Genomic DNA, 24,976 nt, shown 5'->3' on the forward strand with positions numbered 1-24,976 from the left:
GGTGGACGTGTCCCCGGGGTCGTGTCCAGCGTGCGCCGATGCCTTCCTCTGTGGCCAGTCGCCTTGCGGTTTCGGCAAAATGGAATGGCCGTCTCGGTCAGGGTCGGTCAGGAGTAGCGCCTGCACAGCCGCTGAGCCGTGGACGCCAGGGCCGCTCGGAGTTCCGGGGGCGCCAGCACCTCGATGTCCGCCCCCAGACGCAGGAACTCGTCATGGGCGTGGCCGACGGACTCGATGGGCAGCACGGCCCTGATCCAGCCGTCACCGTCGGGTTCGGCGCGGCCCGTCGCCTCGGCGGCGCGGGCCGCGGGACCCGCCAGGCGGAGCACCGCGCGGGGGGCCAGGCGCACAACCGCCTCGCCCTGGTGGAGCCCTGCGTGGAAGGCCTCCTGGTACGACGCCCAGTACGCCGCCAGGTCGAAGTCCGCGGGAATGGTGAACTGCCCCTCGGTGACCTCCAGTTCGAGGATCTGGTCGGCCCGGTACGTGCGCGGCGGGGCGTCGGGTTCCGTCGGCGCCGCGATCACGTACCAGCGGCCCGCCTTGAGCACCAGGCCGTACGGGCGCAGGCCGCGCTCCACTTCGGTGGGGGCTTTCCAGCGGCGGTAGCGGACGTGCAGGACCCGGCTGTTCCAGACCGCGTCGGCGACCGCGGTCAGATGCGGTACGTCGTTCGTCGTGCTGCACCGCGGCGGGGACAGCGGTGCCTACCTCAACGCGTACAGCTGGGTGTGGGACAACGTCCTGCACTGCCGCGTCGCCGTCGCGGGCCAGCCGGCGCTCGGCTGTCCCGACCGGGACCCCACGCACTTCACGCTCCTCGACCGGCCGCTGATCGGCTGTGTCTGGGAGCTGCCGCCTCTGCTGCACGAACGCGACGCCTGGGTACGGCACTTGCTCGCACCCGAGCTCCCCCGCCTGCCCGATCTCGACGCCTACATCGCCGACATCCTGCCCGACGGCACCACGGGAGACCACCGCTGAGGTGGGCTGCGGTTCACGCGACGGGCGGCCTCGGGGGCGGCATCCGGAACGACCTGAGCGTGAACCGCGGGTCGGGGCGCGGCACTTCCTGCTCGGGGAGGGCGGCGAGCCCCTCCGCGAGCCGTGCCGCCAGGGGGCCGTCGGGCGGGACGCGGGTGAACCAGCCCCGGTGGAGGTCGTCGATCGTGGAGCGGGGCGTGCGGCCCTGCCCGTGCCCCTGGAACCGAGCCCCGCCGGCCGGTGCCAGGCCCCGCGCGGCCGCGTACGCCTCGACCGCTTGGCCGCGGTCGACCGCGGGGCGCACCGGGCGCGGGGCGAGCACGGCGTCGATGTCGCTGCCCACGTCGTGCGCGGCCGCCTTGTCGACGGTCGTGACGAACACGCCGCCGGGCCGCAGCACCCGGGCGCACTCGGTGACGACCGCCGCGGCTTCCTCGGCGCCGGAGAGCAGATGGAGCAGCCACACCGCGCACACCGCGTCGAACGAGGCGTCGGGAAAGGGGAGTCGGCGGCTGTCGCCCAGGACGACGGCGCCCGGCAGCCGCCCCGACGCCATGCGCGCCATGTTGGGCGCCGAGTCCACACCGGTCACCCGCAGGCCCGCCCCGGCGAGGCGTCGGGTGACCAGGCCCGTGCCGCAGGCGACGTCCAGGAGGGTGCCGGCGTCCGGCGGCAGCAGGCCGAGGACCGCGGCGGCAGCGGCGTCGGCGCGCGGCTCACCGCCGCGCGACGCGTCATAGCGGTCCGCTTCCTTGCCGTAGTCCAGCATCCGCGCTCAGACCGCCCCGTGCCCGACCGCCAGCTCTTCGACCCGGCCGGCCAGTTCGAAGTCGAGCGCGGTGAGGGCGCCGCCCGCGCTGTGCGTGTGCACGGACAGGGAGACGGTGTTGTAGCCGAGCGTCAGGTCGGAGTGGTGGTCGAGATCGTCCTGGATCTGCGCGATGTGCACGACCATCGCGGTCGCCGCGAAGTGCGAGGCGAGCTGGAAGGAGCGGGTGATCCGGTCGCCCTGGAGCGACCAGCCGGGCAGCTCCGCGAGCCGCTCCTCGACGTCCTTCTGTGACAGCGGTTCGACTGGCATGACCGCGCCCCTTCCCGTCTGCGTGACGTGCACATGGCGTACGCATGCGCCTCTGTCCCTCAGCCTGCCACACCACCTCCGGCGAGGCCCTGATCAGGGCGGCGGACGGGAGCGTTGGATTACTGTCCGGGTATGACAACTGCCGTTTCCACCATGGAAAGTACCGGCATCGGCCCGCTTCTGCGCGGCTGGCGCGAGCGGCGCAAGGTGAGCCAGCTGGAGCTGGCGCTGCGCGCCGACTCCTCGGCACGCCACATCAGCTTCATCGAGACCGGCAGGTCACGCCCGAGCGAGGAGATCGTGCTGCGCCTCGCCGAGCACCTCGACGTGCCCGTGCGGGACCGCAACTCCCTGCTCCTGGCGGCCGGTTACGCGCCCCGCTTCCGGGAGACCCCGATGAACGACCCCTCGATGGACGCTCTGCGGGAGGGCCTGGAGCAGCTCCTGCGCGGCTACGAGCCCTATCCCGCCCTGGTCGTCGACGCGACGTACGACGTGATCGCCGCGAACAGCGGCATCGCGATGATCATCGACGGCATCCCCGAGCACCTTCTGCGGGCGCCGCTGAACGCCATGCGGCTCACGCTCCACCCGGAGGGCCTCGCCCCCAGGATCCGCAATCTGCGCGAGTGGCGGGGGCATCTGCTGCACCAGATGGAGCGGCAGATCGCGCTGCAGCGGTCGGACGCGCTGCGAGCGGTGTACGAGGAGGTGGCGGCCTATCCGGTGGCGGATCCCGGCGTCGATGTCGTCGATGCCGTCGATGCCGACGGAACGCGGAGCGGCGTGCCCTACTTCGCGCTGCCCCTGCGCATCGAGCACGACGGGCAGCTGCTGTCCTTCATCTCGTCGATCGCGACCTTCAACACTCCCATGGACGTGACGGTCGCCGAGCTGGCCATCGAGACGCTCCTCCCGGCCGATCCGGCGACGGTCAAGTACCTGCAGTCGGCGGGGTCGTAGCCCATGGGGACCCAGCAGATCAGCGGCGGGCCCGACGACGCGGACCTGACGCGCGCCGACTCGCTGGCCCGCGAGATCTTCTCCGGCGTGGCCAACAAGTGGGCGCTGCTGATCATCAACGCGCTTGCCGACCGGACGCTGCGCTTCACCGAGCTGCGAACCGCGGTGGACGGCATCAGCCACAAAATGCTCACCCAGACCCTGCGCGGCCTCGAGCGCGACGGCGTCGTGCACCGCACGGTGTACGCCACCGTGCCGCCGCGCGTCGAGTACCACCTGACCGAGGCGGGCGAAGGGCTGCTCGCCACGGTCGACGGCATGTGCGCCTGGACGCACCGGTACCTCGCCGAGATCGAGGCCGCCCGCAGCCGCTTCGACGCGCGCGGCACCGAGCCGCCCCTCAAGGCCTAGGAGCGAAGGCCCCGCAGCGCCGCGTACTGCACGGCGGCGAAGCCCCCGACGGTCACGGCCTGGAGCGGGATCCACACGGCGCCCGCGGTGCTGGGCGAAAGCCAGGCGATGAGGGCGACGACACTGAGCACCGCCCAGGCCGCGTTCGCCTCGATCACCGCCCGGACGGGCAGCGCGGGCGGGCTCTTGCGTGACGCGAGGCAGCCGACGCCCACGCCGTACAGCGTGAGGAAGACCCCCAGGCCGAGGAGGAGCCCAGCCTCGACGCCGAGGAAGTGGCCGAGCGGGCCCGAGGCGGCGGCGTACGCGAGGCCGTTCCCGGTGGTCACGACCGCGTCGAGGGCGAGGAAGCGGCGCAGCATCGTCTTCGGGTCGTTCGTGCGGGCCAGGGCGGTGAGCGGGTGCGCGGAGTACGTGGACATGACGGGTGGCCTCCAGGCAGCGAAGGAGAAGAGGGGGCCGGATCCGGTCCGGAGTGCGCCGGACCGGGTCCGGTGGGGCCACCCTGCCGGGACCGCGGGCGGGGGTCGATTACCTCAGGGGTAAGCGCCGATGCCACGAGCGTCCCCCGCAACCCGTACGGCGGTCGCCGCCGTGTGCCCCCGCCGCCCCGGACCTAGGTTCGTTGAAAGGCAGACCTAGGGAGCTCAAGGGTGACAGAGACGACCGAGCCCGGCGCCGCGCTGCTGCGTGCGGGGAAGTTCTTCCGCCGCGGCACCGCCGCCCCCGACCTGCACAGCATCGGTCTTGTCGGCGGCCGGGACGCGGACGCCTTCTACCGGGACCGGTGGAGCCACGACAAGGTCGTGAACTCGACGCACGGCGTGAACTGCACGGGCTCCTGCCGCTGGAAGGTGTACGTCAAGGACGGCATCATCACCTGGGAGACCCAGCAGACCGACTACCCCTCCGTCGGCCCCGACCGCCCCGAGTACGAGCCGCGCGGCTGCCCGCGCGGCGCCGCCTTCTCCTGGTACACGTACTCGCCGACCCGGGTGCGCTATCCGTATCTGCGGGGCGTGCTCCTCGAGATGTACCGGGAGGCGAAGTCCCGCCTCAAGGACCCGGTGCTCGCCTGGGCCGACATCCAGGGCGACCCCGAGCGGCGCCGCAGATACCAGCAGGCGCGCGGCAAGGGCGGTCTCGTGCGGGCGACCTGGGACGAGGCAGTCGAGATCATCGCGGCGGCGCACGTCCACACGATCAAGACGCACGGCCCCGACCGGGTCGCGGGCTTCTCCCCCATCCCCGCGATGTCGATGGTGTCGCACGCGGCGGGCGCCCGCTTCATGTCGCTGATCGGCGCTCCCATGCTGTCCTTCTACGACTGGTACGCGGACCTGCCGGTCGCATCCCCGCAGGTCTTCGGCGACCAGACCGACGTACCGGAGTCGGGTGACTGGTGGGACGCCGCGTATCTGATGATGTGGGGCTCGAACGTCCCGGTGACGCGGACGCCCGACGCGCACTGGATGGCCGAGGCGCGCTACCGCGGCCAGAAGGTCGTCGCCGTGTCGCCGGACTACGCGGACAACACGAAGTTCGCCGACGAGTGGCTGCACCCGCACCCCGGCACGGACGGGGCGCTCGCCATCGCGATGGGCCACGTCATCCTCAAGGAGTTCTTCGTCGACCGGCAGACGGACTTCTTCACCGACTACGTACGCAAGTTCACCGACCTGCCGTTCCTGGTGACGCTGACCGAGCGCGACGGCGCGTACGTCCCGTCGAAGTTCCTGCGCGCCACCGACCTCGGACAGAGCGGTGAGGGCGGTGACTGGAAGACGGCCGTCCTGGACGAGAACACCGGGCAGCCCGCCGTCCCGAACGGATCGCTCGGATTCCGCTGGACCGAGTCGGGCAAGGGCAAGTGGAATCTGGAGCTCGGCAACATCAGGCCGCAGCTCTCCCTGCACGACTCCGAGGTGGCGACCGGCGTCGAGGTACTGCTCCCCCGCTTCGACACCGAGGGCGGCACGCACGGCCAGGGCCGCGGCGAGATCGTGCGCCGCGGAGTGCCCGCCACTCGGCTCGGCGGGCAGGACGGCCCGCTCGTCACGACGGTCTTCGACCTGCTCCTGGCGCAGTACGGCGTCGGGCGCGAGGGCCTCCCGGGCGACTGGCCCGCTTCGTACGAGGATGCCGACGCGCCCGGCACCCCGGGCTGGCAGGAGGCGCACACCTCGGTCCCGGCCGCGAAGGCGGTGAAGATCGCGCGGGAGTTCGCGCAGACCGCCGAGAAATCGCGCGGGCGCTGCATGATCCTGATGGGGGCGGGGACCAACCACTGGTTCCACTCCGAGACGATCTACCGCGCGTTCCTGGCTCTGCTCCAGCTGACCGGCTGCCAGGGCCGCAACGGCGGCGGCTGGGCGCACTACGTGGGTCAGGAGAAGTGCCGCCCCGCGACCGGCTGGGCGACGCTGGCCAGCGCCAACGACTGGAGCAGGCCGCCGCGGCAGATGATCGGCGCCGCGTACTGGTTCCTGAACACCGACCAGTGGCGCTACGACAGGTTCGCGGCGGACGTGCTCGCGTCGCCGCTCGGCGAGGGGCGGTTCGCGGGGATGACGGGCGCCGACTGCCTGGCCCTGTCGGCACGCACCGGCTGGATGCCCTCCTACCCGACCTTCGACCGCAACTCCCTCGACCTGGGCGAGACTTCAGGAGCTTCGGGCGACCCGGTGGCCAATGTCGTCGACGAACTCAAGGCGGGCACCCTCAACTTCGCCTGCGAGGACCCGGACGCCCCGGAGAACTGGCCGCGTGTCCTGACCCTGTGGCGGGCCAACCTGCTCGGCTCGTCGGCCAAGGGCGCGGAGTACTTCACCAAGCATCTCCTTGGCACGCACTCCTCGCTGCGGGCCGAGGAGGCGGCGCCCGACGAGCGGCCCTCGACGGTGACGTGGCGGGACGAGGCCCCCGAGGGGAAGCTCGACCTGCTCGTCTCGCTTGACTTCCGCCAGACGTCCTCGACGCTGCTCTCGGACGTGGTCCTGCCCGCGGCCACCTGGTACGAGAAGCACGACTTGTCCTCCACGGACATGCACCCCTACGTCCACTCCTTCACCCCGGCGGTCGACCCGCCGTGGCAGGCCCGCACCGACTTCGACACGTTCAAGGCGATCGCGGACCGGCTCAGCGAGCTGTCCGTCGACCATCTCGGCGTACGCAAGGACCTCGTCGCCACCGCGCTCCAGCACGACACCCCCGGCGAGACGGCGCAGCCCGGCGGTGTCGTCCTGGACTGGCGCAAGGGCGAGTGCGAGGCGATCCCGGGCAAGACGATGCCGGGCCTGACGGTGGTCGAGCGGGACTACACGGCGATCGGCGCGAAGTTCGCGGCGCTCGGCCCGCTCGCGGAGAAGCTGGGCCTGCCCGCGAAGGGCATCGCCCTGCGGCCCGACCAGGAGGTCGACGAGCTGCGCGAGCGCAACGGCGTCGTGCGCGGCGGGCCCGCCGACGGGCGGCCCGCCCTGGACACGGCGGTGAAGGCGGCGAACACCATCCTCGCCCTGTCCGGCACGACCAACGGCCGCCTCGCCACGCAGGGCTTCCACACCCTGGAGGAGCGCACGGGCCAGGAGATGGCGCACCTGGCCGCCGAGCACGAGGGCAAGCGCATCACATATGCCGACACACAGGCGGCGCCCGTCCCCGTGATCACCTCACCCGAGTGGTCGGGCAGCGAGGCGGGCGGGCGGCGCTACACGGCGTTCACGCTCAACACCGAGCACCTCAAGCCCTGGCACACGCTCACCGGCCGCCAGCACTTCTTCCTCGACCACGACTGGATCCACGAGCTGGGCGAGGCGATGCCCGTCTACCGGCCGCCCCTGGACATGAACCGCCTCTTCGGAGAGCCACGGCTCGGCCCGGACGGCGAGAAGGAGGTGACGGTCCGCTATCTCACCCCGCACAACAAGTGGTCCATCCACTCCGAGTACCAGGACAACCTCTTCATGCTGTCGCTCTCGCGGGGCGGCCAGTGCATCTGGATGTCACCGCAGGACGCGGAGGCGATCGGCGTGAAGGACAACGACTGGATCGAGGCGGTCAACCGCAACGGCGTCGTGGTCGCGCGCGCGGTCGTCTCGCACCGGATGCCGGCCGGCACGGTCTACATGCACCACGCGCAGGAACGCACGGTCAACGTCCCCAAGACGGAGACCACCGGAAAGCGCGGCGGTATCCACAACTCCCTGACCCGCCTGATCCTCAAGCCGTCCCATCTCATCGGCGGCTACGCCCAGTTGTCGTGGGCCTTCAACTACCTGGGCCCGACGGGTAACCAGCGCGACGAGGTGACGGTCATCCGCCGCCGCTCGCAGAAGGTGGAGTACTGACACATGCGCGTCATGGCACAGATCGCGATGGTCATGAACCTCGACAAGTGCATCGGCTGCCACACCTGCTCCGTCACCTGCAAGCAGGCGTGGACAAACCGCGACGGCATGGAGTACGTCTGGTTCAACAACGTCGAGACCCGTCCGGGCCAGGGCTATCCGCGCCGCTACGAGGACCAGGAGAAGTGGCGCGGCGGCTGGGAGCTGAACAAGAAGGGCGCCCTGAAGCTCAAGAACGGCGGCCGCATCAAGGCTCTCCTGGAGATCTTCTCCAACCCCAAGCTGCCGGAGATCAAGGACTACTACGAGCCCTGGACATACGAGTACAAGAACCTCACCGACGCCCCGCTCGGCGACGACTACCCGGTCGCCGAACCCCGTTCGCTGATCAGCGGCAAGCCCATGAAGATCGAGTGGTCCTCGAACTGGGACGACAACCTGGGCGGCGCCACCGAATACGGCGACCTCGACCCGATGGTGGCCAAGACCCGCGAGAAGGCCGCGGAGAAGGTGAAGTTCGCCTTCGAGCAGACCTTCATGTTCTATCTGCCGCGGATCTGCGAGCACTGCCTGAACCCGTCGTGCGTGGCGTCCTGCCCGTCCGGGGCGATGTACAAGCGCGAGGAGGACGGCATCGTCCTGGTCGACCAGGACAGCTGCCGTGGCTGGCGCAAGTGCGTGACCGGCTGCCCGTACAAGAAGGTGTACTTCAATCACCGCACCGGCAAGGCCGAGAAGTGCACGATGTGCTACCCGCGCCTGGAGGTGGGTCTGCCCACCGTCTGCTCCGAGACGTGCGTGGGCCGCCTGCGCTACCTCGGAGTGATCCTCTACGACGCCGACAAGGTGACGGAAGCGGCATCGGTCAAGGACGACAAAGCGCTGTACGAGGCCCAGTTGGGGGTCTTCCTCGACCCGGAGGACCCGGAGGTGCGGCGGGAGGCCGAGCGGGCCGGGATCGGCCACGACTGGGTCGAGGCGGCACGCCGCTCCCCCGTGCACGCGCTGATCAGCACGTACAAGGTGGCGCTTCCGCTGCACCCGGAGTACCGGACGATGCCGATGGTCTGGTACATCCCGCCGCTGTCACCGGTCGTGGAGGCACTGAGCGAGACCGGACACGACGGTGAGGATCTGGACAACCTCTTCGGGGCGATCGACACCCTGCGCATCCCGCTCGAATACCTGGCGGAGATCTTCACGGCCGGTGACGTGGGCCCGGTGCGGGCCTCGCTGGAGAAGCTGGCGGCGATGCGGGCGCACATGCGGGCGATCAACCTCGGGGACAGGCCCGATCGTTCGGTCGCCGAGGCCGTCGGCATGTCCGGCCAGGAGATCGAGGCGATGTACCGGCTGCTCGCCATCGCCAAGTACGAGGACCGTTACGTCATCCCGACCGCTGCCGTGGGTGACGCGCAGCGCCTGGAGGAGTCCGCGCTGCCCGACTCGTGCAGCCTCGACTTCGAGGGCGGCCCCGGGGCCGGCGGTGACGGCCCGTTCGGTCAGGACTCGGGGCGCAAGCAGCTGCCCCTGGTGACCATCGAGAACTTCCACACGCTGCGGGACCGGCAGACCGCCGACGAGCAGCCATCGGCCACCGACAAGGACACCCTGTGAGCGAGAACGCCGTGCTCTACCAGGCAGCCGCGCACTGCCTGTCCTATCCGGACGAGGAGTTCCGCGGCCTCTTGCCCCAACTGGTTGCTGCGGCACCTGAGTTGGACAGCTTTCTGGCACACGCCACGGCGGCCGACCCGTCCGAACTGGCCGCGCACTACGTCCAGGTCTTCGACTTCAAGAACCGCCACAGCCTCTACCTGAGCTGGTGGCGCGACGGTGACACGCGGCGGCGCGGGATGGCCCTGGTCCGCTTCAAGGAGGTCTACCGGGAGCACGGCCTGGAGTTCACGGGCGAGGAGCTGCCGGACTTCCTGCCCGCGGTCCTCGAGTTCTCCGCGCACGCGGGGCCCGTCCTCCTTCAGGAGCACCGGCCGGGCCTGGAGCTGCTGCGGCTCGCCCTCACCGACTTCGGCACGCCCTACGCGTCCGTCCTCACGGCTGTGTGCGCGACGCTGCCGGGGCCCTCGCCGAAGGACCGGGCCGAGGCGCAGGCGCTTGCCCGGTCCGGGCCGCCGCGGGAGGACGTCGGCCTCGAACCCTTCGCACTGATCGGGGAGCACTGATGAGAACGCTGCTGTGGGGCGTCATCCCGTACGTCGCCTTCGTCCTCCTGGTGGCGGGCCTCCTGTGGCGCTACCGCTACGACAAGTTCGGCTGGACGACGCGCTCTTCGCAGGTGTACGAGTCGAAGCTGCTCAATATCGCCTCGCCGATGTTCCACTACGGGATTCTGTTCGTGCTCGTCGGGCATCTGGTGGGTCTTTTCATCCCGGAGTCATGGACGGAGAAGGTGGGCGTGAGCGAGCACACCTATCATCTGTTCTCGCTGTACGGAGGCACGGCGGCGGGAATCCTGCTGGTGCTCGGCATCCTGCTGCTGCTCTACCGGCGGCGCACGAACGCGCCGGTGTTCCGGGCGACGACCGCCAACGACAAGCTGATGTATCTCGTGCTGTTCGCGGCGATCGTGCTCGGCATGGTGGCCAAGCTGACACACGCGTCCGGCGAGGGCTACAACTACCGCGAGTCGATGGCCCCTTGGGCGCGCAGTCTGTTCACCCTGCAGCCGGACACGGACCGGATGGCGGGAGTGCCGGTCATGTACCAGATCCACGCGGTGGTCGGGATGGCGCTGTTCGCGCTGATTCCGTTCACACGGCTCGTGCACATGTTCAGCGCGCCGGTGCAGTACCTGTTCCGGCCGTACGTGGTGTACCGCAGCAAGGACCCGCGCCGGGTGGGGGCGCGTCCGGAGCGGCGGGGGTGGGAGAAGACGGGGTCGTGATGACCGGACGGGCTGGATCAGCCCGTCCGGCGTTCGAGGACGAACTCGGCGAAGCCGGTGATCGACGGTGCGCTACTCCCCGGCCCGCTTGTCCTGCTCCCCCGGCTTCTCGTCGTCCACGATCTCCGCGTCGACCACGCTTTCCTCGGCAGGGGCTCCTGGGGCTCCCCGGTCCTGCTGGGCGCCCCCGCCGGAATCCGCGTACATGGCCTGGCCCATGCGCTGACTGGCGGAGGCCAGCTTCTCCGCGCCCGCGCGCAGCGCCGCCGTGTCGTCTGCCTTGTCCTTCAAAAGTCCCTTCAACTCCGTGGCCGCCGACTCGACTTCGGCCCTGGTGTCCGCGGGGATCCGCTCCTCGTTCTCCCGCACGAACCGCTCCGTCTGGTAGACGAGCTGCTCCGCCTGGTTGCGGGTCTCCGCGGCATCGCGCCGCTTGCGGTCCTCCTCCGCGTGCTCCTCGGCCTCGCGCACCATGCGGTTGATGTCGTCCTTGGGCAGCGCGGAGCCGCCCGTGACCGTCATGCGCTGCTCGCGCCCCGTCGCCTCGTCCTTGGCGGACACGTGCATGATTCCGTTGGCGTCGATGTCGAAGGTGACCTCGATCTTGGGCACGCCGCGCGGCGCCGGGGGCAGTCCCGTCAGGTCGAAGACACCCAGCCTCTTGTTGTACGCCGCGATCTCCCGCTCCCCCTGGAAGACCTGGATGCCGACCGACGGCTGGTTGTCCTCCGCGGTCGAGAAGGTCTCCGAACGCCGGGTGGGAATGGTCGTGTTGCGTTCGATGAGCTTGGTCATGATGCCGCCCTTGGTCTCGATCCCGAGGGACAGCGGCGTCACGTCGAGGAGCAGGACGTCCTTCACGTCACCCCTGATCACACCGGCCTGGAGCGCCGCGCCGAGCGCCACCACCTCGTCCGGGTTGACCCCCTTGTGGGGCTCGCGCCCGGTGAGTTCCTTGACCAGTTCCGTCACCGCGGGCATCCGCGTCGAACCGCCCACCAGGATCACGTGGTCGACGGCGGAGAGCTGCACGCCCGCGTCCTTCACCGCCTGGTGGAAGGGAACGCGGCAGCGTTCCAGCAAGTCCGCGGTCAGCTCCTGGAACTGAGCGCGGGTCAGCTTCTCCGCCAGGTGCAGGGGGCCCTCCGCCGACGCCGTGACGTACGGCAGGTTGATGTCCGTCTCGCTCGACGACGACAGCTCGATCTTCGCCTTCTCGGCGCCCTCCCGCAGTCGTTGCAGCGCCATCTTGTCCTTGCCGAGGTCCACTCCGTGCGCGTTCTTGAACTGCCGCACCAGGTACTCGACGACGCGCTGGTCCCAGTCGTCGCCGCCCAGCTGAGTGTCCCCGTTGGTGGCCTTCACCTCGATGACGCCGTCGCCCATCTCCAGGAGCGAGACGTCGAAGGTGCCGCCGCCGAGGTCGAAGACGAGGACCGTCTGGTCGTCGCCCTTGTCCAGGCCGTACGCGAGGGCCGCTGCCGTGGGTTCGTTGATGATGCGGAGCACGTTCAGGCCAGCGATCTCGCCGGCCTCCTTGGTGGCCTGGCGCTGCGTGTCGTCGAAGTACGCGGGGACCGTGACGACCGCGTCCGTGACGTCCTCGCCCAGATAGGACTCGGCGTCACGCTTGAGCTTCTGCAGGACGCGGGCCGAAAGCTCCTGCGCGGTGTACCGCGTGCCGCCCACGGACCCGCCCTCCGGGAAGCGCCAACTCCCGTCACCCATATGGCGTTTGACGGAGCGTGCGGTGCGCTCCACGTTCGTGACCGCCTGCCGCTTGGCGACCTCTCCTACGAGCACGTCGCCGTTCTTCGCGAAGGCGATGACCGAAGGTGTGGTGCGCGCTCCCTCCGCGTTGGCGACGACCGTGGGATCACCGCCCTCCAGGACGGCCACCACCGAGTTCGTCGTACCGAGGTCGATCCCGACTGCACGTGCCATGTCCAGTCTCCTTCCACCGCGAGCCCGTTTCCCGGCGTACTTCGACCTCCATCACAAAACTTGAGCGGCACATTGTCAATGCCACCCATGACGGTGCCGCCGCCCCGGGAGGGACGGCGGCACCGCGGAGAATGGCCAAAAAGCCGTGCTTCGGCCTGCGTCAGGCCAGCTTCGCCGTCAGCGTGATCGTCGTGCCCGTCAGCGCCTGGCTCACGGGGCAGTTCGCCTTGGCGTCCTCGGCGGCGGCGGTGAACGCGGCCTCGTCGATCCCCTCCACCGTGCCCTCCACGGTGAGGTGGATGCCGGTGATGCCGGTGCCCGGCTGGAAGGTCACGTCGGCGGACGTCACCAGGCGGGTCGGCGGGGTGCCCGCCTTGGCCAGGCCGTTCGAGAAGGCCATGGAGAAGCAGCTGGAGTGCGCGGCGGCGATCAGCTCCTCCGGGCTGGTCTTGCCGTTGGCCTGCTCGGCGCGGGACGGCCAGGACACGGGCTGCTCCCCGATCCCGGAGGAGTCGAAGGTGACCGTGCCGGAGCCCTCCAGCAGGTTGCCTTCCCAGACCGTGTGCGCGGAGCGCGTGGTAGCCACGATGTAGATCCCTTCAGTGCGGTTCCGAGATGCGTTTCGGAACGTCCGTGCGCCCATCCGATCACACCCTGAGTCGGCGCACATGGAAGACCGGCCCCACGGGGAGGCCGGGGCGCCTGAGGCGGTGCGGGAGTCGCGGGGCGCGGTCGCTATGGCCGAAATGCCAACTGTGCAAGGCGCGTCCGCGGTGACACTTTGAGGCCCCCCTCGCCCACGGGACGAGGAGTCCACTCAGGGGGTTTGCCATGCGCATGAATTACTCGGAACACGGTCCGTCTCCGCTGGAAGGGGCGAAGCCGGGAGCAGCCGGTGACCGTGACTCGACGTTCGGCTGGTGGGGTGCCTTCAGCATCCAGAAGTTCGTCAACCAGTCGCCTCTCTTCCACACGCACGCCGACGCCACGGGGTGGCTGGCGTACCTCCAGCAGTTCTACGACCGCAACTTCTGGTTCGCGGACGGCGGGGCGCAGGTCTGGGCGTACGAGGAGACGTACGACAACTGGCAGGACCGCTACGGCATGGACGCGGTGGTCGCCGTGTACCACTCGGGCCACGGCGGCATGGACGGCAACGGCGTCTTCTTCGCGCCGCTCGGCGCGGTCTGGGACGGCCGCAGCGACGCGATCTCCAACCGGATGGCGCTCGGCAACGAGAAGGCCAACTACGTCTTCTGGTCCACGTGCACCTCGCTGCGCGTCCTCGGCGGTCACTCGCCGATCCGCACCTGGGCGGGGCCCAACATCGGCTTCCGCATGATCTTCGGCTTCGAGACGGTCAGCATCGACAGTCCCGACTACGGCAAGAAGTTCTGGGAGAAGTGGCGGGCCGGGCAGACCTTCACCGACGCGTGGCTGAACGCCAGCTGGGACATCCACAAGGGCCAGGCGCCGTCGGTCTGCGCGGTCGGCGTCAACCAGGCCGACGCGAACGCCCGGCTCAACGGCGAGCGCACCCTCTACCGCGAGCACGTGCAGGACAACTGGTACGCGTGGCGCTGGTACAACGCGCGCGAGACCCTCAGGGAGCCGCTGACGCAGGCTCCGACCAGCCCGCAGATCGTGCAGCTCGCGCCGCGCGACCCGGGCGAGGAGCTCACGAAGATGGGCCGCATCGCCGACTTCCCGTCGGCGGCGCTGCAAGAGGTGCAGGTCGAGCGGCAGGGCGTGCTCAGCGCCAGCTCCGGTGACCGGACCGTCTCCACGGCTCCGCACGCCGTCCGCTGGGTCAAGCTCGCCGAGGCCAACCACCGCAACCTGCGGCAGCTGCCCACGGAGCAGGCGGTCGAGGCGGCGCGGGCGTTCGCCGAGCAGCACGCCGACGGCGCCGAGCTCATCGTGGACAGCGTGCACGACCTGATGCAGAACTCCGGGGCGAAGGACGGCTCCGAGCTGGGCGAGCCGGTGTCGCTCGAGACCCATGTGACGTTCCGGCAGGTCTTCGACGGCATACCGGTCATCACGCCCGACCGCGGTCTCATCCGCGTGGCCCTGGACAACGACGCGACCGTCGTCCAGGCGCAGATCTCCACGCGCGAGACCACCGGCACGACGCGCGAGCCGAGCACGGGCATCTCGCCGCCGCCCGAGGGCGCGTCGGCGACGGTCGCCGCGCCGCGGGCCCGCGACCCGCACGAGGCTCTCGCCGCGGCCCAGCGCAGGCTGCTCGCCGAGCTCGCCGTCGTCACGGCCGGCGAGCAGGGCGGCCAGGGTGCCGCCGCCCAGCGGGAGCCCGAGGTCAGGGACGTGCCGGGCACCTTCGACGTCGGCTATGAGATCGAGGGCAACGAGGCCTACCCGGCCGCCCGCAAGGTGATCGAGATCGGGTCGCCCGACAGCATGTTCACGACCCGCCGCTGGGTGGTCGCACCGCTCGCCAGGTAGCAGATCAGTGGGATCAGTGGGTGGCGGTCCGCTCCTTGCGGGCCGCCATCCACGCGTAGACGAGCACGCCCGCGAAGAGGAACAGGACGCCCTGGTAGACGGCCGCGTATCCGGACCCGGCGACCAGCCACATGGAGAAGCCGAACGCGACGCCCGCGAGGATGCCGTCCCGCGCCAGGCGGGCGCGGTTGACGCGCTCGCCCCTCCCGGAGACGAGGAAGTAGATCTGCGCGGCGGTGGCCAGGAGGTAGGGCACGGTCGCGGTGAACGTGGTGATCAGGACGAGCGACTCGAAGACGCCGCTCGATCCGGCCGTGTAGTTGTAGACGGTGAGCAGCGAGGCGAGGACGACGGTGACGACGACGCCCACGGTCGGCACGCCGCGCTTCTTCCTGCCGAAGGCGGCGGGGAAGAGGCCGTCCCTGGCGGCGGCGTACGGCGCCTGGGCGCTCAGCAGGGTCCAGCCGTTGAGGGCGCCGACCATCGAGACGAGCGCGGCGAGCGCCACGGCCGTACCGCCCCAGGAACCGCCGAACATGACATTGACGGCGTCCGAGAACGGCGCGGTGGAACCGACGAGCTTGTCGTGGGCGACGGTGCCGAAGACCGCGAGGGTGCCGAGCAGGTAGACGAGGGCGGCGCCGAGGGTGCCGAGGATGGTGGCACGCCCGACGTTGCGGCGCGGGTCGCGCACCTCTCCGGCGCTGACGGCGGCCGACTCGACTCCCAGGTAGGAGAAGAGCAGGATCGCGGCGGAGGCGGAGACCGCGCCGACCGGGCTGTCGTCACCGGCCTGGAAGGGCCCGAGGTTGGCGCTGTCGAAGAAGAAGAGCCCGCCGACCGCGACGAGCAGCAGGGGCACGAACTTCAGTACGGTGGCGATGAGTTGGACCGCGCCGACGTACCGGGTGCCCGCGAGGTTGGCGAGCGCGGGCAGGAGTTGCAGGACCAGGGCGGCCAGGCAGGCGGTCCACTTGTGGTCGTTGACCGGTATCAGGACGTCGAGATAGCCGACGGCGGCGACGGCGAGCGCGGCGTTCGACACCCAGGTGGTGGCCCAGTAGGACCAGGCCGCGAGGAAGCCCGCGAAGTCGCCGAACGCGGCGCGCGCGTAGACGTACGGTCCGCCGGTGCGCGGATCGCGCCGCGCGAGCCGGCCGAAGACCAGGGCGAGGGCGATGGCGCCCGCGGTCAGAACGCCGAACGCGACGAGGCTGATGGTCCCGAACGGGGCGACGGAGGCCGGGAGCAGGAAGATGCCGCCACCGATGATGTTGCCCATGACCAGGCAGGTGGCGATGGGAAGGCCGAAGCGACGAGCGTGCCTGCTGCCGTGCTCTGCGTGCTCTGTGTGCTCTATGTGCTCGGCGTGCTGCTCTGTCCGCTGTGCTTCCTGGTCGGGGGCCGGAGCCGGCTTGATCGCGGTTCCGGTGTCGTGCATGGGGTGGTGCCTCTCATCGCGCGGGACGCCCGGGATCACCGGGGCGAGAGACATGGTCGGGCACGGCGGGGACCGTACAAAATCAGTGTGTATTGTCCTGCGCGGCAGGGTCGGCGACCGCAAAAGCTGTGCCCTCCAGGTCGCCGGGCCGGGAATCGTCCGCAGCCCCGGCGACCCCTGTGACCAGCGGAATCTCGGGACCCAGATACTCGCCGAGCCAGCGCCGGAGCACGTCGTGGACGCTCTCGGCCCCGACGAGTTCGTCCTCCTCCTCGACGGGCGTGGAGAGCACGAGGGGGGAGAGGAGGAACGGGCGGGCCTGGGCCCCGCCGAGTCCGCCGTGCGAGCCGATCTGCTCCTCGAAGGCGAGGACTTCGCCGTCCTCGGGGTCGTACCAGGAGTTGACCATGATGTCGGCGACATGCGGGAAGCCGTCGGTGCGGCGCACCGCGTCGGCGGCGCCGGGCCCGAAGTCGGCGAGCGGCCCGAGGTCGGCGGGGTCCTCGTCGAGGTGGACCTCACCGCCTCGCGCGCCGAGGACGACCGGGCCGCGCTCCTTGCTGCGTACGAGGAGGAAGCCGACGCCCGGATGGTTGGCGAGGGTGGGAAGCAGCGCCGGATGGCGCAGGTCGATCTCCTCGCGGGTCATGCGGTGCGCGACATCGGGGAAGGACACGAGGCCGAGGTTGCCGGAGGCCAGCACGATGGGCTCCGCGCGGCGGGCGGGGCGGTGCTGCCCCGCGCCCTCCTCGACGGGGCGGCGCAGGGCGGCGCGGACCGTCGAGCGCGCCTCGGCACCACTGTGCGTGCGCTGCGCCTTGCGCGGCACGGGCAGTCCGCAGCCGGCCCTGACGAGGTCGCCGAGGGTGAGGCCGTAGCGGGCGTGGAAGGTCTCGCCGGGGCTCTGGCCGTGGTCGGAGAGGACCACGATGCGGTAGGCGCGGGGGGCGTGTTCGGCGACCTTCGCGATGAGCGCGAGGGACCGGTCGAGCCGCTGGAGCACCTTGTCCACGTCGCTGCCGCGGGGACCGGAGTGGTGGGCCACTTCGTCGTACGCGACGAGGTCAGCGTAGAGCGCGCTGCGCCCGGCGAGCATGTCCCCGATGACCGCGGCGACGACGACATCGCGCTCGACGACGGTCGCGAAGGCACGGATGAAGGGGTAGAGACCGCCCCTGGCGACGCGCGGGCGCCGCTTCCTGATCCGGGCGCGGGTCGACTCGCCGATCTCGCGGCCGACTTCGGCGACGAAGGACAGGGCGGTGCGCACGGCGTTGGCGGGGTCGCAGAAGTAGGCGAAGTACCCGGCGCGCGAGCGGTTCTCCCTGCCGCGGCGTGCGGCCATGGAGAGCACGAGCGCGACCTGCTCCGCGCCGCCGCTGAAGAGGTTGCCGCGGCTGGCTCCGTCGAGGGTGAGGAGGCCGCCGTCGCCGGTGCGCTCGATGGCGCGGCGCTGGAGCTCGACGGCCGATGCGGGCCGGTTGGAGACCATGACCTCCCCGGTGTCCTTCTCGTACCAACGGAAGGCGGGGACATCGTGGTTGGAGCCGTGCAGGATGCCGAGCTGGCTCGCCCCGGTCTGGCTCGACCAGTCGGTGCGCCAGGGGGTGAGCCGGTGGGTGGGCTCGCGCCCCTGGCCGAGCCAGCCCGCGACGGTCGGCATGAGCCCCTTGTCCACGGCCGAGCACAGGACGTCGTGGCCGACGCCGTCGAGCTGGATGAAGACGGTGCCGGGCGGGACGGGGCCGGGCCGCCCTTCGGCACGGCGGCGGCGCCTGCGGTCGGCGAGGCGGTAGAGGCGGCGGCGGTAGGCGTCGTCGTCGCGGACGGCGAGGGCACCGCCGGTGGCGGAGGCGACGGCGGACATGACGGCGGCGACCACGACCGCGGTCTCGGCGTTGGCCTCGCCGCGGCCGTCCGGGATCAGGCCGAGGGCGAGCAGGAGCAGCGACCCGTTGAGGAAGAAGGCGAGAAGGCCGAGCACGAGCGCGGGCACGAGCAGCAGCGCCCGCACGAGCAGGGGCCACACCAGCGAGGAGAGCAGACCGAAGGCGCCGGCGCCGAGGGCGGCGGTGACGGCGATGCGGGTGGCGCTGTCACCGTCGTCGGACTGCAACTGGAAGTCGGGCAGGATGCCGGCGAGCGCGAGCATGGTGAGCGTACTGACCAGCCACACGGCGACGGAGCGCCACAGAGCACTGCCGACCGCCCGCCATCGCCCTCGCCCCACGCCGTGCCGCCTCACGTTTCATGACAGATCAGGACACCAGCGTGTCACAGGGTGTACGGGTCGGTGGGCGGGGTCGGGTCAGGAGCCGTCGGGGTCGGGTCAGCGGCCGTCGTACCCCGCTGTCGGCATGGAGAGCCGCCGGTGGACATGGGCCTTCATCACCGCGTCGTACGAGGGTTCCGCGAGGCCCGCCGTCTCGATCCGCACCCCGCGCCGCCCGCACTCCGCGGTGAACTCGTCCGGCGACCGCAGCGCGAGGTCGAGGACCCGGCGGCTCGGCACGACGAAGAGGTCCACGAGACCCTTGTCGACGTCGGCCCAGAGCACGGCGTGGTCGGCGGGCAGCCCGCGGACGACGAGTTCCCGGGTGACGACGTACCCCCTGGCGGCGGCCCACCGCGCGCACATCGCGTGCTGGCTGCGGGAGTCCACCAGGAAGGGATCGGCGTCCAGCTCCTCCAGCGGTGTCAGGCTGGCGATCGCCGCGACCCGCACGACTGTCGCGCTTGCGGTGTCTCCCATCGCGTCCCCCTCACCTCCTGCGTCCTCACCACTGGCGTCAGCCGAAGACCCTACTCCTGGCCGTAGGCTCGTAGACAGTCGCGCGAAGGAGGAACCGGAGTGCCGGTGGAGATCACCTGGTGGGGTCATGCCACCTGCACGGTCGAGGATTCCGGGCTTCGGGTGCTCACCGACCCGCTGTTCGCCCGCCGCCTCGCCCATCTGCGCCGGCGCAGGGGCGAGCTCCCGCCTCCCGAGGCGGCAGTCGCCGACGCCGTGCTCCTGTCCCATCTGCACGCCGACCATCTGCATCTGCCCTCCCTCGCGCGGATCGCCCCCGGCACGCGGGTGCTGCTGCCGCGCGGCGCCCGCCGGCAGGTGCCGGGGCTCGCGCGCAGGCTCTCCCATCTGCACCTCATCGACGTCGTGCCGGGGGACGAGGTCCGGATCGGCGACCTCGTCGTCCGGGTGGTGACGGCGCGGCACGACGGGCGGCGGCTGCCCGTGGGGCCGCACGCCACGCCCGCCCTCGGCTTCGTGGTGCGGGGTGAGGCGCGGACGTACTTCGCCGGGGACACCGGTCTTTTCGACTCGATGGCCGATGAGGTCGGGGATGTCGACGTGGCGCTGCTGCCGGTCGGCGGCTGGGGGCCGTATCTCGGCCATGGTCACCTGGACGCGGGGCGCGCGGCACTCGCCCTCGCCAGGATCGCGCCGCGCAGCGCGGTGCCGGTGCATTACGGGACGTACTGGCCGATCGGCATGGACGCCGTACGGCCCCATGAATTCCACACGCCGGGCGAGGAGTTCGTCCGCCAGGCCGCGCTGCTCGCACCCGAAGTGGCGGTGCACCGCCTGGGGCACGGAGAGAGCGTGCGGCCCGAGGTCACCAAGGGAGAATCCCAGTGATCCTCGCCCTGACGACCCAGGTGACACCGGAGTCGACGCAGCAGGCCGTCGGCTATCCGTCGCTGTTCCTGCTCATCGTGGTCGGCGCGCTGGTTCCGGTTGTGCCGACGGGCGCGCTTGTCAGCTCGGCCGCCGTGGTGGCCGTGCACCAGGAGGCGCCGTTCGCGCTGCTCGTGGTGTTCGGGGTCTCGGCGTTCGCCGCGTTTCTCGGGGACGTGGCGCTGTACTGGCTGGGGCGGCGCGGCATGCGTTCGAAGAACGGTTCGCGCTGGCTGGCGGCGATCCGTGACCGTGCGCCCGAGGACCGTCTCGCGCAGGCTCAGGACAAGCTCGCGGACCACGGCGTCCTGGTCCTCGTCCTGTCCCGGCTCGTGCCCGCCGGGCGGATTCCGGTGATGCTGGCCTGTCTGATGGCGAAGATGCCGCTGCGCGAGTTCGCCCGGGGCGACGTGCCCGCGTGCCTCGCCTGGGCCGTGACGTACCAACTGATCGGCATTCTCGGCGGCTCCCTCTTCAAGGAGCCGTGGCAGGGCGTGGTGGTGGCGGTCGGTCTGACGGTGCTGATCAGCACGGCGCCGACGGTGTGGCGCAAGGTGCGGCGTACACAGTCCTAGCCGAAGGCCGCTGCGAGCTTGCTCAACGCCCTCTCCACGTGCGGCAGTTCCAGCGCGTCCGGCGCGGTGAGAGCGGCCAGGCGCTCCTGCCGGGTCGCGCCGAGCAGGGGTCCGGTGGAAAGGCGCACGTGCAGTGCGTCCAGCTCGTCGCCGAAGCGGTGGCCGCCGGGCGCGGGCATGGCGAGGCGTGCGCCGAGGTAGTCCTCCAGGTCCTGTGAGTCACCGACACCGCGCGCGGCGAGGGCGGTGCGCAGCGGGCCGAGGTCCACGTAGAAGTGGCGGCCCGCCGCCGGGGGCCGGGCCAGCGCGCCCGCCACGAGCACCGCGTGCTGCGCGGCGGCGGCCACGCGCGCGTGCAGGCGGGTGGCGCGGACGAGGCGGTCGGTCACCTCGTCCGGCTCGCCCAGGGCGTACGACGCCGCCGCGCCGACCGGCGCCGCGACGCACGCGCCGAGCGCGGTGAGGACGTCCAGGGTGCGGGCCCGCAACGCCGAGCCCCGCGCACCGGCCGGGAACCGGGCGACCGCGGCGGGCCAGCCCGGCGGCAGGAACGCCCCGGAGAGATCGGTGAGGACCGTCACCCGTTCCGGGTCCATCTCGGCGGGGCTGACGAGCACGGTGTCGTGCGGGCGGTGCAGGGTGTCGCGCCAGGTCTCGTCGCTGACGATGTGCAGCCCCTCGTCCGCGGCCGCCTCCACGGCTTCGTGCAGCACCTCCGGCGGCGGCACGGTGGCGGTCGGGTCGTCGGCGACGGAGAGCACGAGCAGGCGCGGGGCGCCGCCCTCGGCACGGATGCGGCGGACGGTCTCCATGAGGGCGTACGGATCGGGGACGCCACCGCACTCGGCGGGCGTCGGCACGTGGTACACCGACCGGCCGAGCAGCCGCACCTGCGGCGTCCACCAGGCGGGACAGGGTCGCGGAAGCAGCACATCGCCGCCGAGTGCGGCGGTCAGCGCGAGCAGCAGGGGCGCGGCGCCCGGCGCGGCGACGACGTGATCCCGCTCCACCGGCAGGCCACGCCGCCCCCAGTAGCCGCTCGCGGCGTCCAGGAGAGCGGGCCCGCCGCCGGGTGGTTCGGCGTGGGCGCGGCCCGCGGCACCGGCGAGCGCGGCGGACAGCTGCGGCAGGACCGGGAGGCCCGGCTCCGGCAGGGGAGGTCCGTACCGGACAGGGCCACGGCCTTCGGGTTCCGTCCGCATGCGTCAATCGAAGCGCGGCGGGCCGCTTCGCGCGCGCGGGGGCTTCCGGCCGAGTGGTTCCTTCCCCGGATGCGCCCGACCGCTGCGGGGCTGTCAGTCGTCGGCGGCCAACCCCGCCAGCTCCCGCTCAAGACCCTTCCCTCGCGTCCGGACCACCGCCGACGCGACGTCGGCCAGCTTGCGGTTCGTCGTCTGGGAGATGCGGCGCAGCACCGCGAAGGCCTTGTCCACGTCGCAGGTCAGGACGTGCATGATGATGCCGCAGGCCTGGTCGACCACGGGGCGGGTGCGCAGGGCCGTGCCGAGGTGGTCGAGTTCGGTGAGGGCCGCGCGGTAGCGGCGGTCGCGGACCAGGCCCGTCGTGGCGAGGTCGCCCAGCGCCTGGGCGGGGCCGTGCCGGACGTCGTCCAGGGCGCCGGGGCGGAAGCTGAACAGGGTCAGGGTGACCGTGAGTCCCGCGCGCCGGAAGGGGAGCGTGACGCTGGAGCGCACGCCGGAGTCGAGCGCCATGGCGCGGTACTCGGGCCACCGTTCGTCCCGCAGCAGGTCGCCGGTCTCCACCGGCGTGCCCCGCTCCTGAGCTGCCGGGATGGGTCCGTCGCCCGAGCGCAATTGGACGGAGACGAGGCGGGCGAGGTCGGGGTGGGTCACCGAAGCGGGGTGTTCGCTGCCGCCTTCCGATACGGTCGTGCCCGCGCCGCAGCACGCGGTGGTGCAGCGTATGGCCTGTTCCGCGAGCTCCGAGAGCCTGCGTCCCGGCAGAGCGGCTTCGGGTCCTGCCAGGTCGAGGTCCGGTTCCGGTATGCGGGGCATGGTGTTTTCCTCCTCCTTCCCTCCGCCTTCCCGCGAGGCCCCCCGGAAAACGGCCGCAACGGATACGTTCGGCACATGGCGCAGACGGAGGAGTTCGGTGAGGAGATCGCGGACTTCGTGCGCCGCGTCGCCGAGTTGAAGTCGGCACGCTCCGTACCGACGGACGACCTCGGCACGGTTCTCGACGCGGCGATCTTCGAACTCGACCACGTGGCCGACCAGTTGAGGCCTCTTTACGAACGGCTGGCCGCCGACGGGCACTTGGGCAGCGGCGTGCCCGACCGGGACGAGCAGCGGCTCCTGCGGGCCATCTTCCAACGCCTCCCCCTGCCCGTGGCCCTGATCGACCGGGAATCGGTGGTCCGGCGGATGAACTTCGCCGCGACCGGCATCACGGGCGTACGCGCGGGCTACGCCACCGGCAGACCCCTGACCGGATTCCTGCTGCACGCGGACCGCGTGGCGTTCCGCTCACAGACGGCCGCGGTCGCACGCGGCGAGGGAGACCGCAGCCTCACCGTCCATCTGCAGCGCGATCCGCACCTCCCGGTCCGCGCGACGCTCACCGCGCTGCGGCCCGGCGCCGAACCGCGCCCGGCGGTCCTGGTGGTGCTTCAGCCGGGCACCCGGCCCGCGGGCTCGCGCGCAGCGGCGCAGGAGACCTTCCGGCCTCCCGCCCCCGACCTCGGCGAGGCGACCCGGCACGCGGCCCGCATGGACCTCGCGGATGCCATGACCACCGCGCTGCTCACCGCTCCCGCCGGTGACCGCGTGGCCGTACTCGAACGGGCGGCCGGTGTGCTGCACCCGCGGTTCGCGGACTGGGTGATCGCCGACGAGGGGGCCGCGCGACAGCGGCGCACGACCGTCCTCGGGCCGAAGGACGCGCCGGTCGGTGACGTCCTCGCGCAGGCGCCCGCCGCGTGCCCCCTCGTCGTCGAGGCGGCACGCGGCGGGGCGCCCATGCTGCAGGTGCGTCCAGAGGACCCGGACTCCTTCGGCCGTGACGCGTCCGGCGCCCCCGTCCTCGTACGCGCGCAGGTGACGTCCCTGCTGTGCGTGCCGTTGAGGGGACGCTCGGACGGGCCGGTGGAGGGTGTGCTCACGCTGTTCAGGAGCGGGGCGCGGCTCGCCTTCTCGATGGCCGAGGCACAGTCGGTCGACGTGATGTCGCGCCACATCGCGCTGGCCATGACCTAGGCGGCGTCCTGCATGACCTCTGCGCGCAGGCGGTCGCAGCACCGGCTGATCAGGCGCGACACGTGCATCTGGGAGATGCCGAGCTGCTCGGCGATGCGGCTCTGCGTCATGTCGCCGAAGAATCGCATGTAGAGGATGTCGCGCTCCCGTTCGGGCAGCGCCGCGATGCGGGGCTTGACGGCCTCGCGGTCGATGACGACGTCGAGCGCCGGGTCGGGGGCGCCGAGTGCGTCGCGCAGCGCGTAACCGTCCTCGCTGCCCGGCAGTTCGGCGTCCAGGGAGAGCGCGGTGAAGCTGTCGAGCGCCTCGAGACCGGCGGCCGCGTCCTCCTCGGAAAGCTGCGCCTTCTCCGCGATCTCGGCGAGGGTCGGCGCGCGCCCGGGGATGGTCTGGGTCAGGTCCTGGCGGGCGAAGCGCACCCGGTTGCGCAAGTCCTGCACACGGCGCGGCACATGGAGGGTCCACATGTGGTCACGGAAGTGGCGCTTGATCTCGCCGGTGACGGTCGGCACGGCATAGCTCTCGAAGGCGCTGCCGCGCTCGGGGTCGTAGCGGTCGACGGCCTTGACCAGGCCGAGGGCCGCCACCTGACGCAAGTCGTCAAGGGCTTCGCCGCGGTTGCGGAACCGGCCCGCGAGCCGCTCGGCCATCGGCAACCAGGCCCTGACCAACTCCTGGCGCAGTGCGTCTCGTTCCGGACCGTGCGGCATCTCGGTGAGCCTGCGGAAAGCGGCTGCGGTGTCGGGGGCGTCGTCGTGCGGATGGCGCTTCGCCTGTCGCGCGTCGGATCGCATGATGCGTCGCAACTCCCTGTTAGGTGCCCTGGGTTGAAGAGTCACCGTGGGGTGCACGCGGCATTGCGACGGGGCACACCCGGGCGAGCGCGAACTGCTCCCACGGACGTGCCTCCGGTCCGAAGCACTGTGAACTGCGCCTGCCCCGAGGTCCGGGAGGCAAACACACGTG

Annotated in this window: 22 protein-coding genes and 1 pseudogene; 11 read left to right on the top strand and 12 right to left on the bottom strand. The window is 71.4% G+C overall.

All coding sequences use genetic code 11. The features are described from left to right. Window positions 1-107 precede the first annotated feature (107 nt). A complete protein-coding gene (locus tag ACZ5WE_RS21470; RefSeq protein WP_467691390.1) occupies window positions 108-701 on the bottom strand; it encodes a helix-turn-helix transcriptional regulator in 594 nt (197 codons plus the stop codon). Between ACZ5WE_RS21470 and ACZ5WE_RS21475 the strand changes: the two are divergent. Beyond that, window positions 670-984, top strand: a pseudogene (locus tag ACZ5WE_RS21475) (hypothetical protein); the annotation flags it as partial. The gene ACZ5WE_RS21470 and the pseudogene ACZ5WE_RS21475 overlap by 32 nt on opposite strands. 13 nt (window positions 985-997) lie before the next feature. Here ACZ5WE_RS21475 and ACZ5WE_RS21480 read toward each other — a convergent pair. Then, a complete protein-coding gene (locus ACZ5WE_RS21480) occupies window positions 998-1,753 on the bottom strand; it encodes a class I SAM-dependent methyltransferase (protein ID WP_467691277.1) in 756 nt (251 codons plus the stop codon). Between the two features lie 6 nt (window positions 1,754-1,759). Beyond that, on the bottom strand, window positions 1,760-2,065 hold the full coding sequence (locus ACZ5WE_RS21485) for a 4a-hydroxytetrahydrobiopterin dehydratase (RefSeq protein WP_467691279.1): 306 nt from the start codon (window positions 2,063-2,065) through the stop codon (window positions 1,760-1,762). Between the two features lie 132 nt (window positions 2,066-2,197). On the opposite strand from ACZ5WE_RS21485, the gene ACZ5WE_RS21490 reads away from it, so the two are divergent. After that, window positions 2,198-3,028 carry a helix-turn-helix domain-containing protein gene (locus ACZ5WE_RS21490; RefSeq protein WP_467691281.1) on the top strand — a complete coding sequence of 277 codons (831 nt, stop codon included), beginning with the start codon at window positions 2,198-2,200 and terminating at the stop codon, window positions 3,026-3,028. A 3-nt stretch (window positions 3,029-3,031) separates the two neighbouring features. Beyond that, complete coding sequence (locus ACZ5WE_RS21495; RefSeq protein ID WP_467691283.1) at window positions 3,032-3,439, top strand: winged helix-turn-helix transcriptional regulator; 408 nt, start codon at window positions 3,032-3,034, stop codon at window positions 3,437-3,439. Here the strand turns inward: ACZ5WE_RS21495 and ACZ5WE_RS21500 are convergent. Further along, window positions 3,436-3,861: a hypothetical protein gene (locus ACZ5WE_RS21500; protein WP_467691285.1), complete on the bottom strand. Its 426-nt coding sequence runs from the start codon at window positions 3,859-3,861 to the stop codon at window positions 3,436-3,438. The genes ACZ5WE_RS21495 and ACZ5WE_RS21500 overlap by 4 nt on opposite strands. A gap of 231 nt (window positions 3,862-4,092) precedes the next feature. On the opposite strand from ACZ5WE_RS21500, the gene ACZ5WE_RS21505 reads away from it, so the two are divergent. The 4 genes from ACZ5WE_RS21505 to narI are packed head-to-tail and all read left to right on the top strand — an operon-like array spanning window position 4,093 to window position 10,690. Next, window positions 4,093-7,785, top strand: a complete 3,693-nt coding sequence (locus ACZ5WE_RS21505; RefSeq protein WP_467691286.1) for a nitrate reductase subunit alpha — start codon at window positions 4,093-4,095, stop codon at window positions 7,783-7,785. Between the two features lie 3 nt (window positions 7,786-7,788). After that, the gene (narH, locus tag ACZ5WE_RS21510) at window positions 7,789-9,402 is read left to right on the top strand and encodes a nitrate reductase subunit beta (RefSeq protein WP_467691288.1); all 1,614 of its coding nucleotides are present in this window, start codon (window positions 7,789-7,791) and stop codon (window positions 9,400-9,402) included. Next, window positions 9,399-9,968 carry a nitrate reductase molybdenum cofactor assembly chaperone gene (gene narJ, locus ACZ5WE_RS21515; RefSeq protein ID WP_467691290.1) on the top strand — a complete coding sequence of 190 codons (570 nt, stop codon included), beginning with the start codon at window positions 9,399-9,401 and terminating at the stop codon, window positions 9,966-9,968. The genes narH and narJ overlap by 4 nt, the downstream gene beginning before the upstream one ends. Continuing rightward, entirely contained in the window at window positions 9,968-10,690 is a 723-nt protein-coding gene (narI, locus tag ACZ5WE_RS21520; RefSeq protein WP_399391052.1) for a respiratory nitrate reductase subunit gamma, read from the top strand. The genes narJ and narI overlap by 1 nt, the downstream gene beginning before the upstream one ends. Before the next feature lie 72 nt (window positions 10,691-10,762). Here narI and dnaK read toward each other — a convergent pair whose 3' ends face one another. Continuing rightward, on the bottom strand, window positions 10,763-12,634 hold the full coding sequence (dnaK, locus tag ACZ5WE_RS21525) for a molecular chaperone DnaK (protein ID WP_467691293.1): 1,872 nt from the start codon (window positions 12,632-12,634) through the stop codon (window positions 10,763-10,765). Between the two features lie 160 nt (window positions 12,635-12,794). Beyond that, entirely contained in the window at window positions 12,795-13,220 is a 426-nt protein-coding gene (locus tag ACZ5WE_RS21530) for an OsmC family peroxiredoxin (RefSeq protein WP_467691294.1), read from the bottom strand. Window positions 13,221-13,465: 245 nt separating this feature from the next. Here ACZ5WE_RS21530 and ACZ5WE_RS21535 point away from each other — a divergent pair, with 245 nt between their 5' ends. After that, window positions 13,466-15,100, top strand: a complete 1,635-nt coding sequence (locus tag ACZ5WE_RS21535) for a DUF6345 domain-containing protein (RefSeq protein WP_467691296.1) — start codon at window positions 13,466-13,468, stop codon at window positions 15,098-15,100. Between the two features lie 13 nt (window positions 15,101-15,113). Here ACZ5WE_RS21535 and ACZ5WE_RS21540 read toward each other — a convergent pair whose 3' ends face one another. The 3 genes from ACZ5WE_RS21540 to ACZ5WE_RS21550 all read right to left on the bottom strand — a co-directional run bounded on the left by ACZ5WE_RS21540 (window position 15,114) and on the right by ACZ5WE_RS21550 (window position 19,293). Next, complete coding sequence (locus ACZ5WE_RS21540; RefSeq protein ID WP_467691297.1) at window positions 15,114-16,541, bottom strand: amino acid permease; 1,428 nt, start codon at window positions 16,539-16,541, stop codon at window positions 15,114-15,116. A gap of 82 nt (window positions 16,542-16,623) precedes the next feature. Beyond that, on the bottom strand, window positions 16,624-18,771 hold the full coding sequence (locus tag ACZ5WE_RS21545; RefSeq protein WP_467691299.1) for a phage holin family protein: 2,148 nt from the start codon (window positions 18,769-18,771) through the stop codon (window positions 16,624-16,626). Between the two features lie 99 nt (window positions 18,772-18,870). Then, the gene (locus tag ACZ5WE_RS21550; protein ID WP_467691301.1) at window positions 18,871-19,293 is read right to left on the bottom strand and encodes a hypothetical protein; all 423 of its coding nucleotides are present in this window, start codon (window positions 19,291-19,293) and stop codon (window positions 18,871-18,873) included. 99 nt (window positions 19,294-19,392) lie between these two features. Here ACZ5WE_RS21550 and ACZ5WE_RS21555 point away from each other — a divergent pair, with 99 nt between their 5' ends. Further along, window positions 19,393-20,181 (top strand): MBL fold metallo-hydrolase, encoded by a 789-nt coding sequence (locus ACZ5WE_RS21555; protein WP_467691302.1) that lies wholly within the window; start codon window positions 19,393-19,395, stop codon window positions 20,179-20,181. Further along, window positions 20,178-20,795, top strand: coding sequence for a DedA family protein (locus ACZ5WE_RS21560; protein WP_467691304.1), 618 nt, complete (start codon window positions 20,178-20,180; stop codon window positions 20,793-20,795). The genes ACZ5WE_RS21555 and ACZ5WE_RS21560 overlap by 4 nt, the downstream gene beginning before the upstream one ends. Here ACZ5WE_RS21560 and ACZ5WE_RS21565 read toward each other — a convergent pair. Together ACZ5WE_RS21565 and ACZ5WE_RS21570 are read right to left on the bottom strand one after the other, a co-directional pair. Beyond that, the gene (locus ACZ5WE_RS21565; protein WP_467691306.1) at window positions 20,792-21,997 is read right to left on the bottom strand and encodes an aminotransferase class I/II-fold pyridoxal phosphate-dependent enzyme; all 1,206 of its coding nucleotides are present in this window, start codon (window positions 21,995-21,997) and stop codon (window positions 20,792-20,794) included. The two genes, ACZ5WE_RS21560 and ACZ5WE_RS21565, sit on opposite strands and share 4 nt — an antisense overlap. Before the next feature lie 93 nt (window positions 21,998-22,090). Next, window positions 22,091-22,810 carry an ANTAR domain-containing response regulator gene (locus ACZ5WE_RS21570; RefSeq protein WP_467691307.1) on the bottom strand — a complete coding sequence of 240 codons (720 nt, stop codon included), beginning with the start codon at window positions 22,808-22,810 and terminating at the stop codon, window positions 22,091-22,093. 75 nt (window positions 22,811-22,885) lie between these two features. Between ACZ5WE_RS21570 and ACZ5WE_RS21575 the strand changes: the two genes are divergently transcribed. After that, window positions 22,886-24,010, top strand: coding sequence for a PAS domain-containing protein (locus ACZ5WE_RS21575; protein ID WP_467691309.1), 1,125 nt, complete (start codon window positions 22,886-22,888; stop codon window positions 24,008-24,010). Here the strand turns inward: ACZ5WE_RS21575 and ACZ5WE_RS21580 are convergent. After that, entirely contained in the window at window positions 24,007-24,804 is a 798-nt protein-coding gene (locus tag ACZ5WE_RS21580; protein WP_467691310.1) for an RNA polymerase sigma factor SigF, read from the bottom strand. The genes ACZ5WE_RS21575 and ACZ5WE_RS21580 overlap by 4 nt on opposite strands. Window positions 24,805-24,976 lie beyond the last annotated feature (172 nt).

The organism is Streptomyces sp. NPDC033180, from assembly GCF_055577645.1.

Excerpts from the sequence above, each read along its gene's own strand:
- ACZ5WE_RS21480 (WP_467691277.1), bottom strand. The coding sequence starts at position 1,753 with ATGCTGGACTACGGCAAGGAAGCGGACCGCTATGACGCGTCGCGCGGC.
- ACZ5WE_RS21485 (WP_467691279.1), bottom strand. The coding sequence starts at position 2,065 with ATGCCAGTCGAACCGCTGTCACAGAAGGACGTCGAGGAGCGGCTCGCG.
- ACZ5WE_RS21490 (WP_467691281.1), top strand. The coding sequence starts at position 2,198 with ATGACAACTGCCGTTTCCACCATGGAAAGTACCGGCATCGGCCCGCTT.
- ACZ5WE_RS21495 (WP_467691283.1), top strand. The coding sequence starts at position 3,032 with ATGGGGACCCAGCAGATCAGCGGCGGGCCCGACGACGCGGACCTGACG.
- ACZ5WE_RS21500 (WP_467691285.1), bottom strand. The coding sequence starts at position 3,861 with ATGTCCACGTACTCCGCGCACCCGCTCACCGCCCTGGCCCGCACGAAC.
- narH (WP_467691288.1), top strand. The coding sequence starts at position 7,789 with ATGCGCGTCATGGCACAGATCGCGATGGTCATGAACCTCGACAAGTGC.
- narI (WP_399391052.1), top strand. The coding sequence starts at position 9,968 with ATGAGAACGCTGCTGTGGGGCGTCATCCCGTACGTCGCCTTCGTCCTC.
- dnaK (WP_467691293.1), bottom strand. The coding sequence starts at position 12,634 with ATGGCACGTGCAGTCGGGATCGACCTCGGTACGACGAACTCGGTGGTG.
- ACZ5WE_RS21535 (WP_467691296.1), top strand. The coding sequence starts at position 13,466 with ATGCGCATGAATTACTCGGAACACGGTCCGTCTCCGCTGGAAGGGGCG.
- ACZ5WE_RS21540 (WP_467691297.1), bottom strand. The coding sequence starts at position 16,541 with ATGCACGACACCGGAACCGCGATCAAGCCGGCTCCGGCCCCCGACCAG.
- ACZ5WE_RS21550 (WP_467691301.1), bottom strand. The coding sequence starts at position 19,293 with ATGGGAGACACCGCAAGCGCGACAGTCGTGCGGGTCGCGGCGATCGCC.
- ACZ5WE_RS21565 (WP_467691306.1), bottom strand. The coding sequence starts at position 21,997 with ATGCGGACGGAACCCGAAGGCCGTGGCCCTGTCCGGTACGGACCTCCC.
- ACZ5WE_RS21570 (WP_467691307.1), bottom strand. The coding sequence starts at position 22,810 with ATGCCCCGCATACCGGAACCGGACCTCGACCTGGCAGGACCCGAAGCC.
- ACZ5WE_RS21575 (WP_467691309.1), top strand. The coding sequence starts at position 22,886 with ATGGCGCAGACGGAGGAGTTCGGTGAGGAGATCGCGGACTTCGTGCGC.
- ACZ5WE_RS21580 (WP_467691310.1), bottom strand. The coding sequence starts at position 24,804 with ATGCGATCCGACGCGCGACAGGCGAAGCGCCATCCGCACGACGACGCC.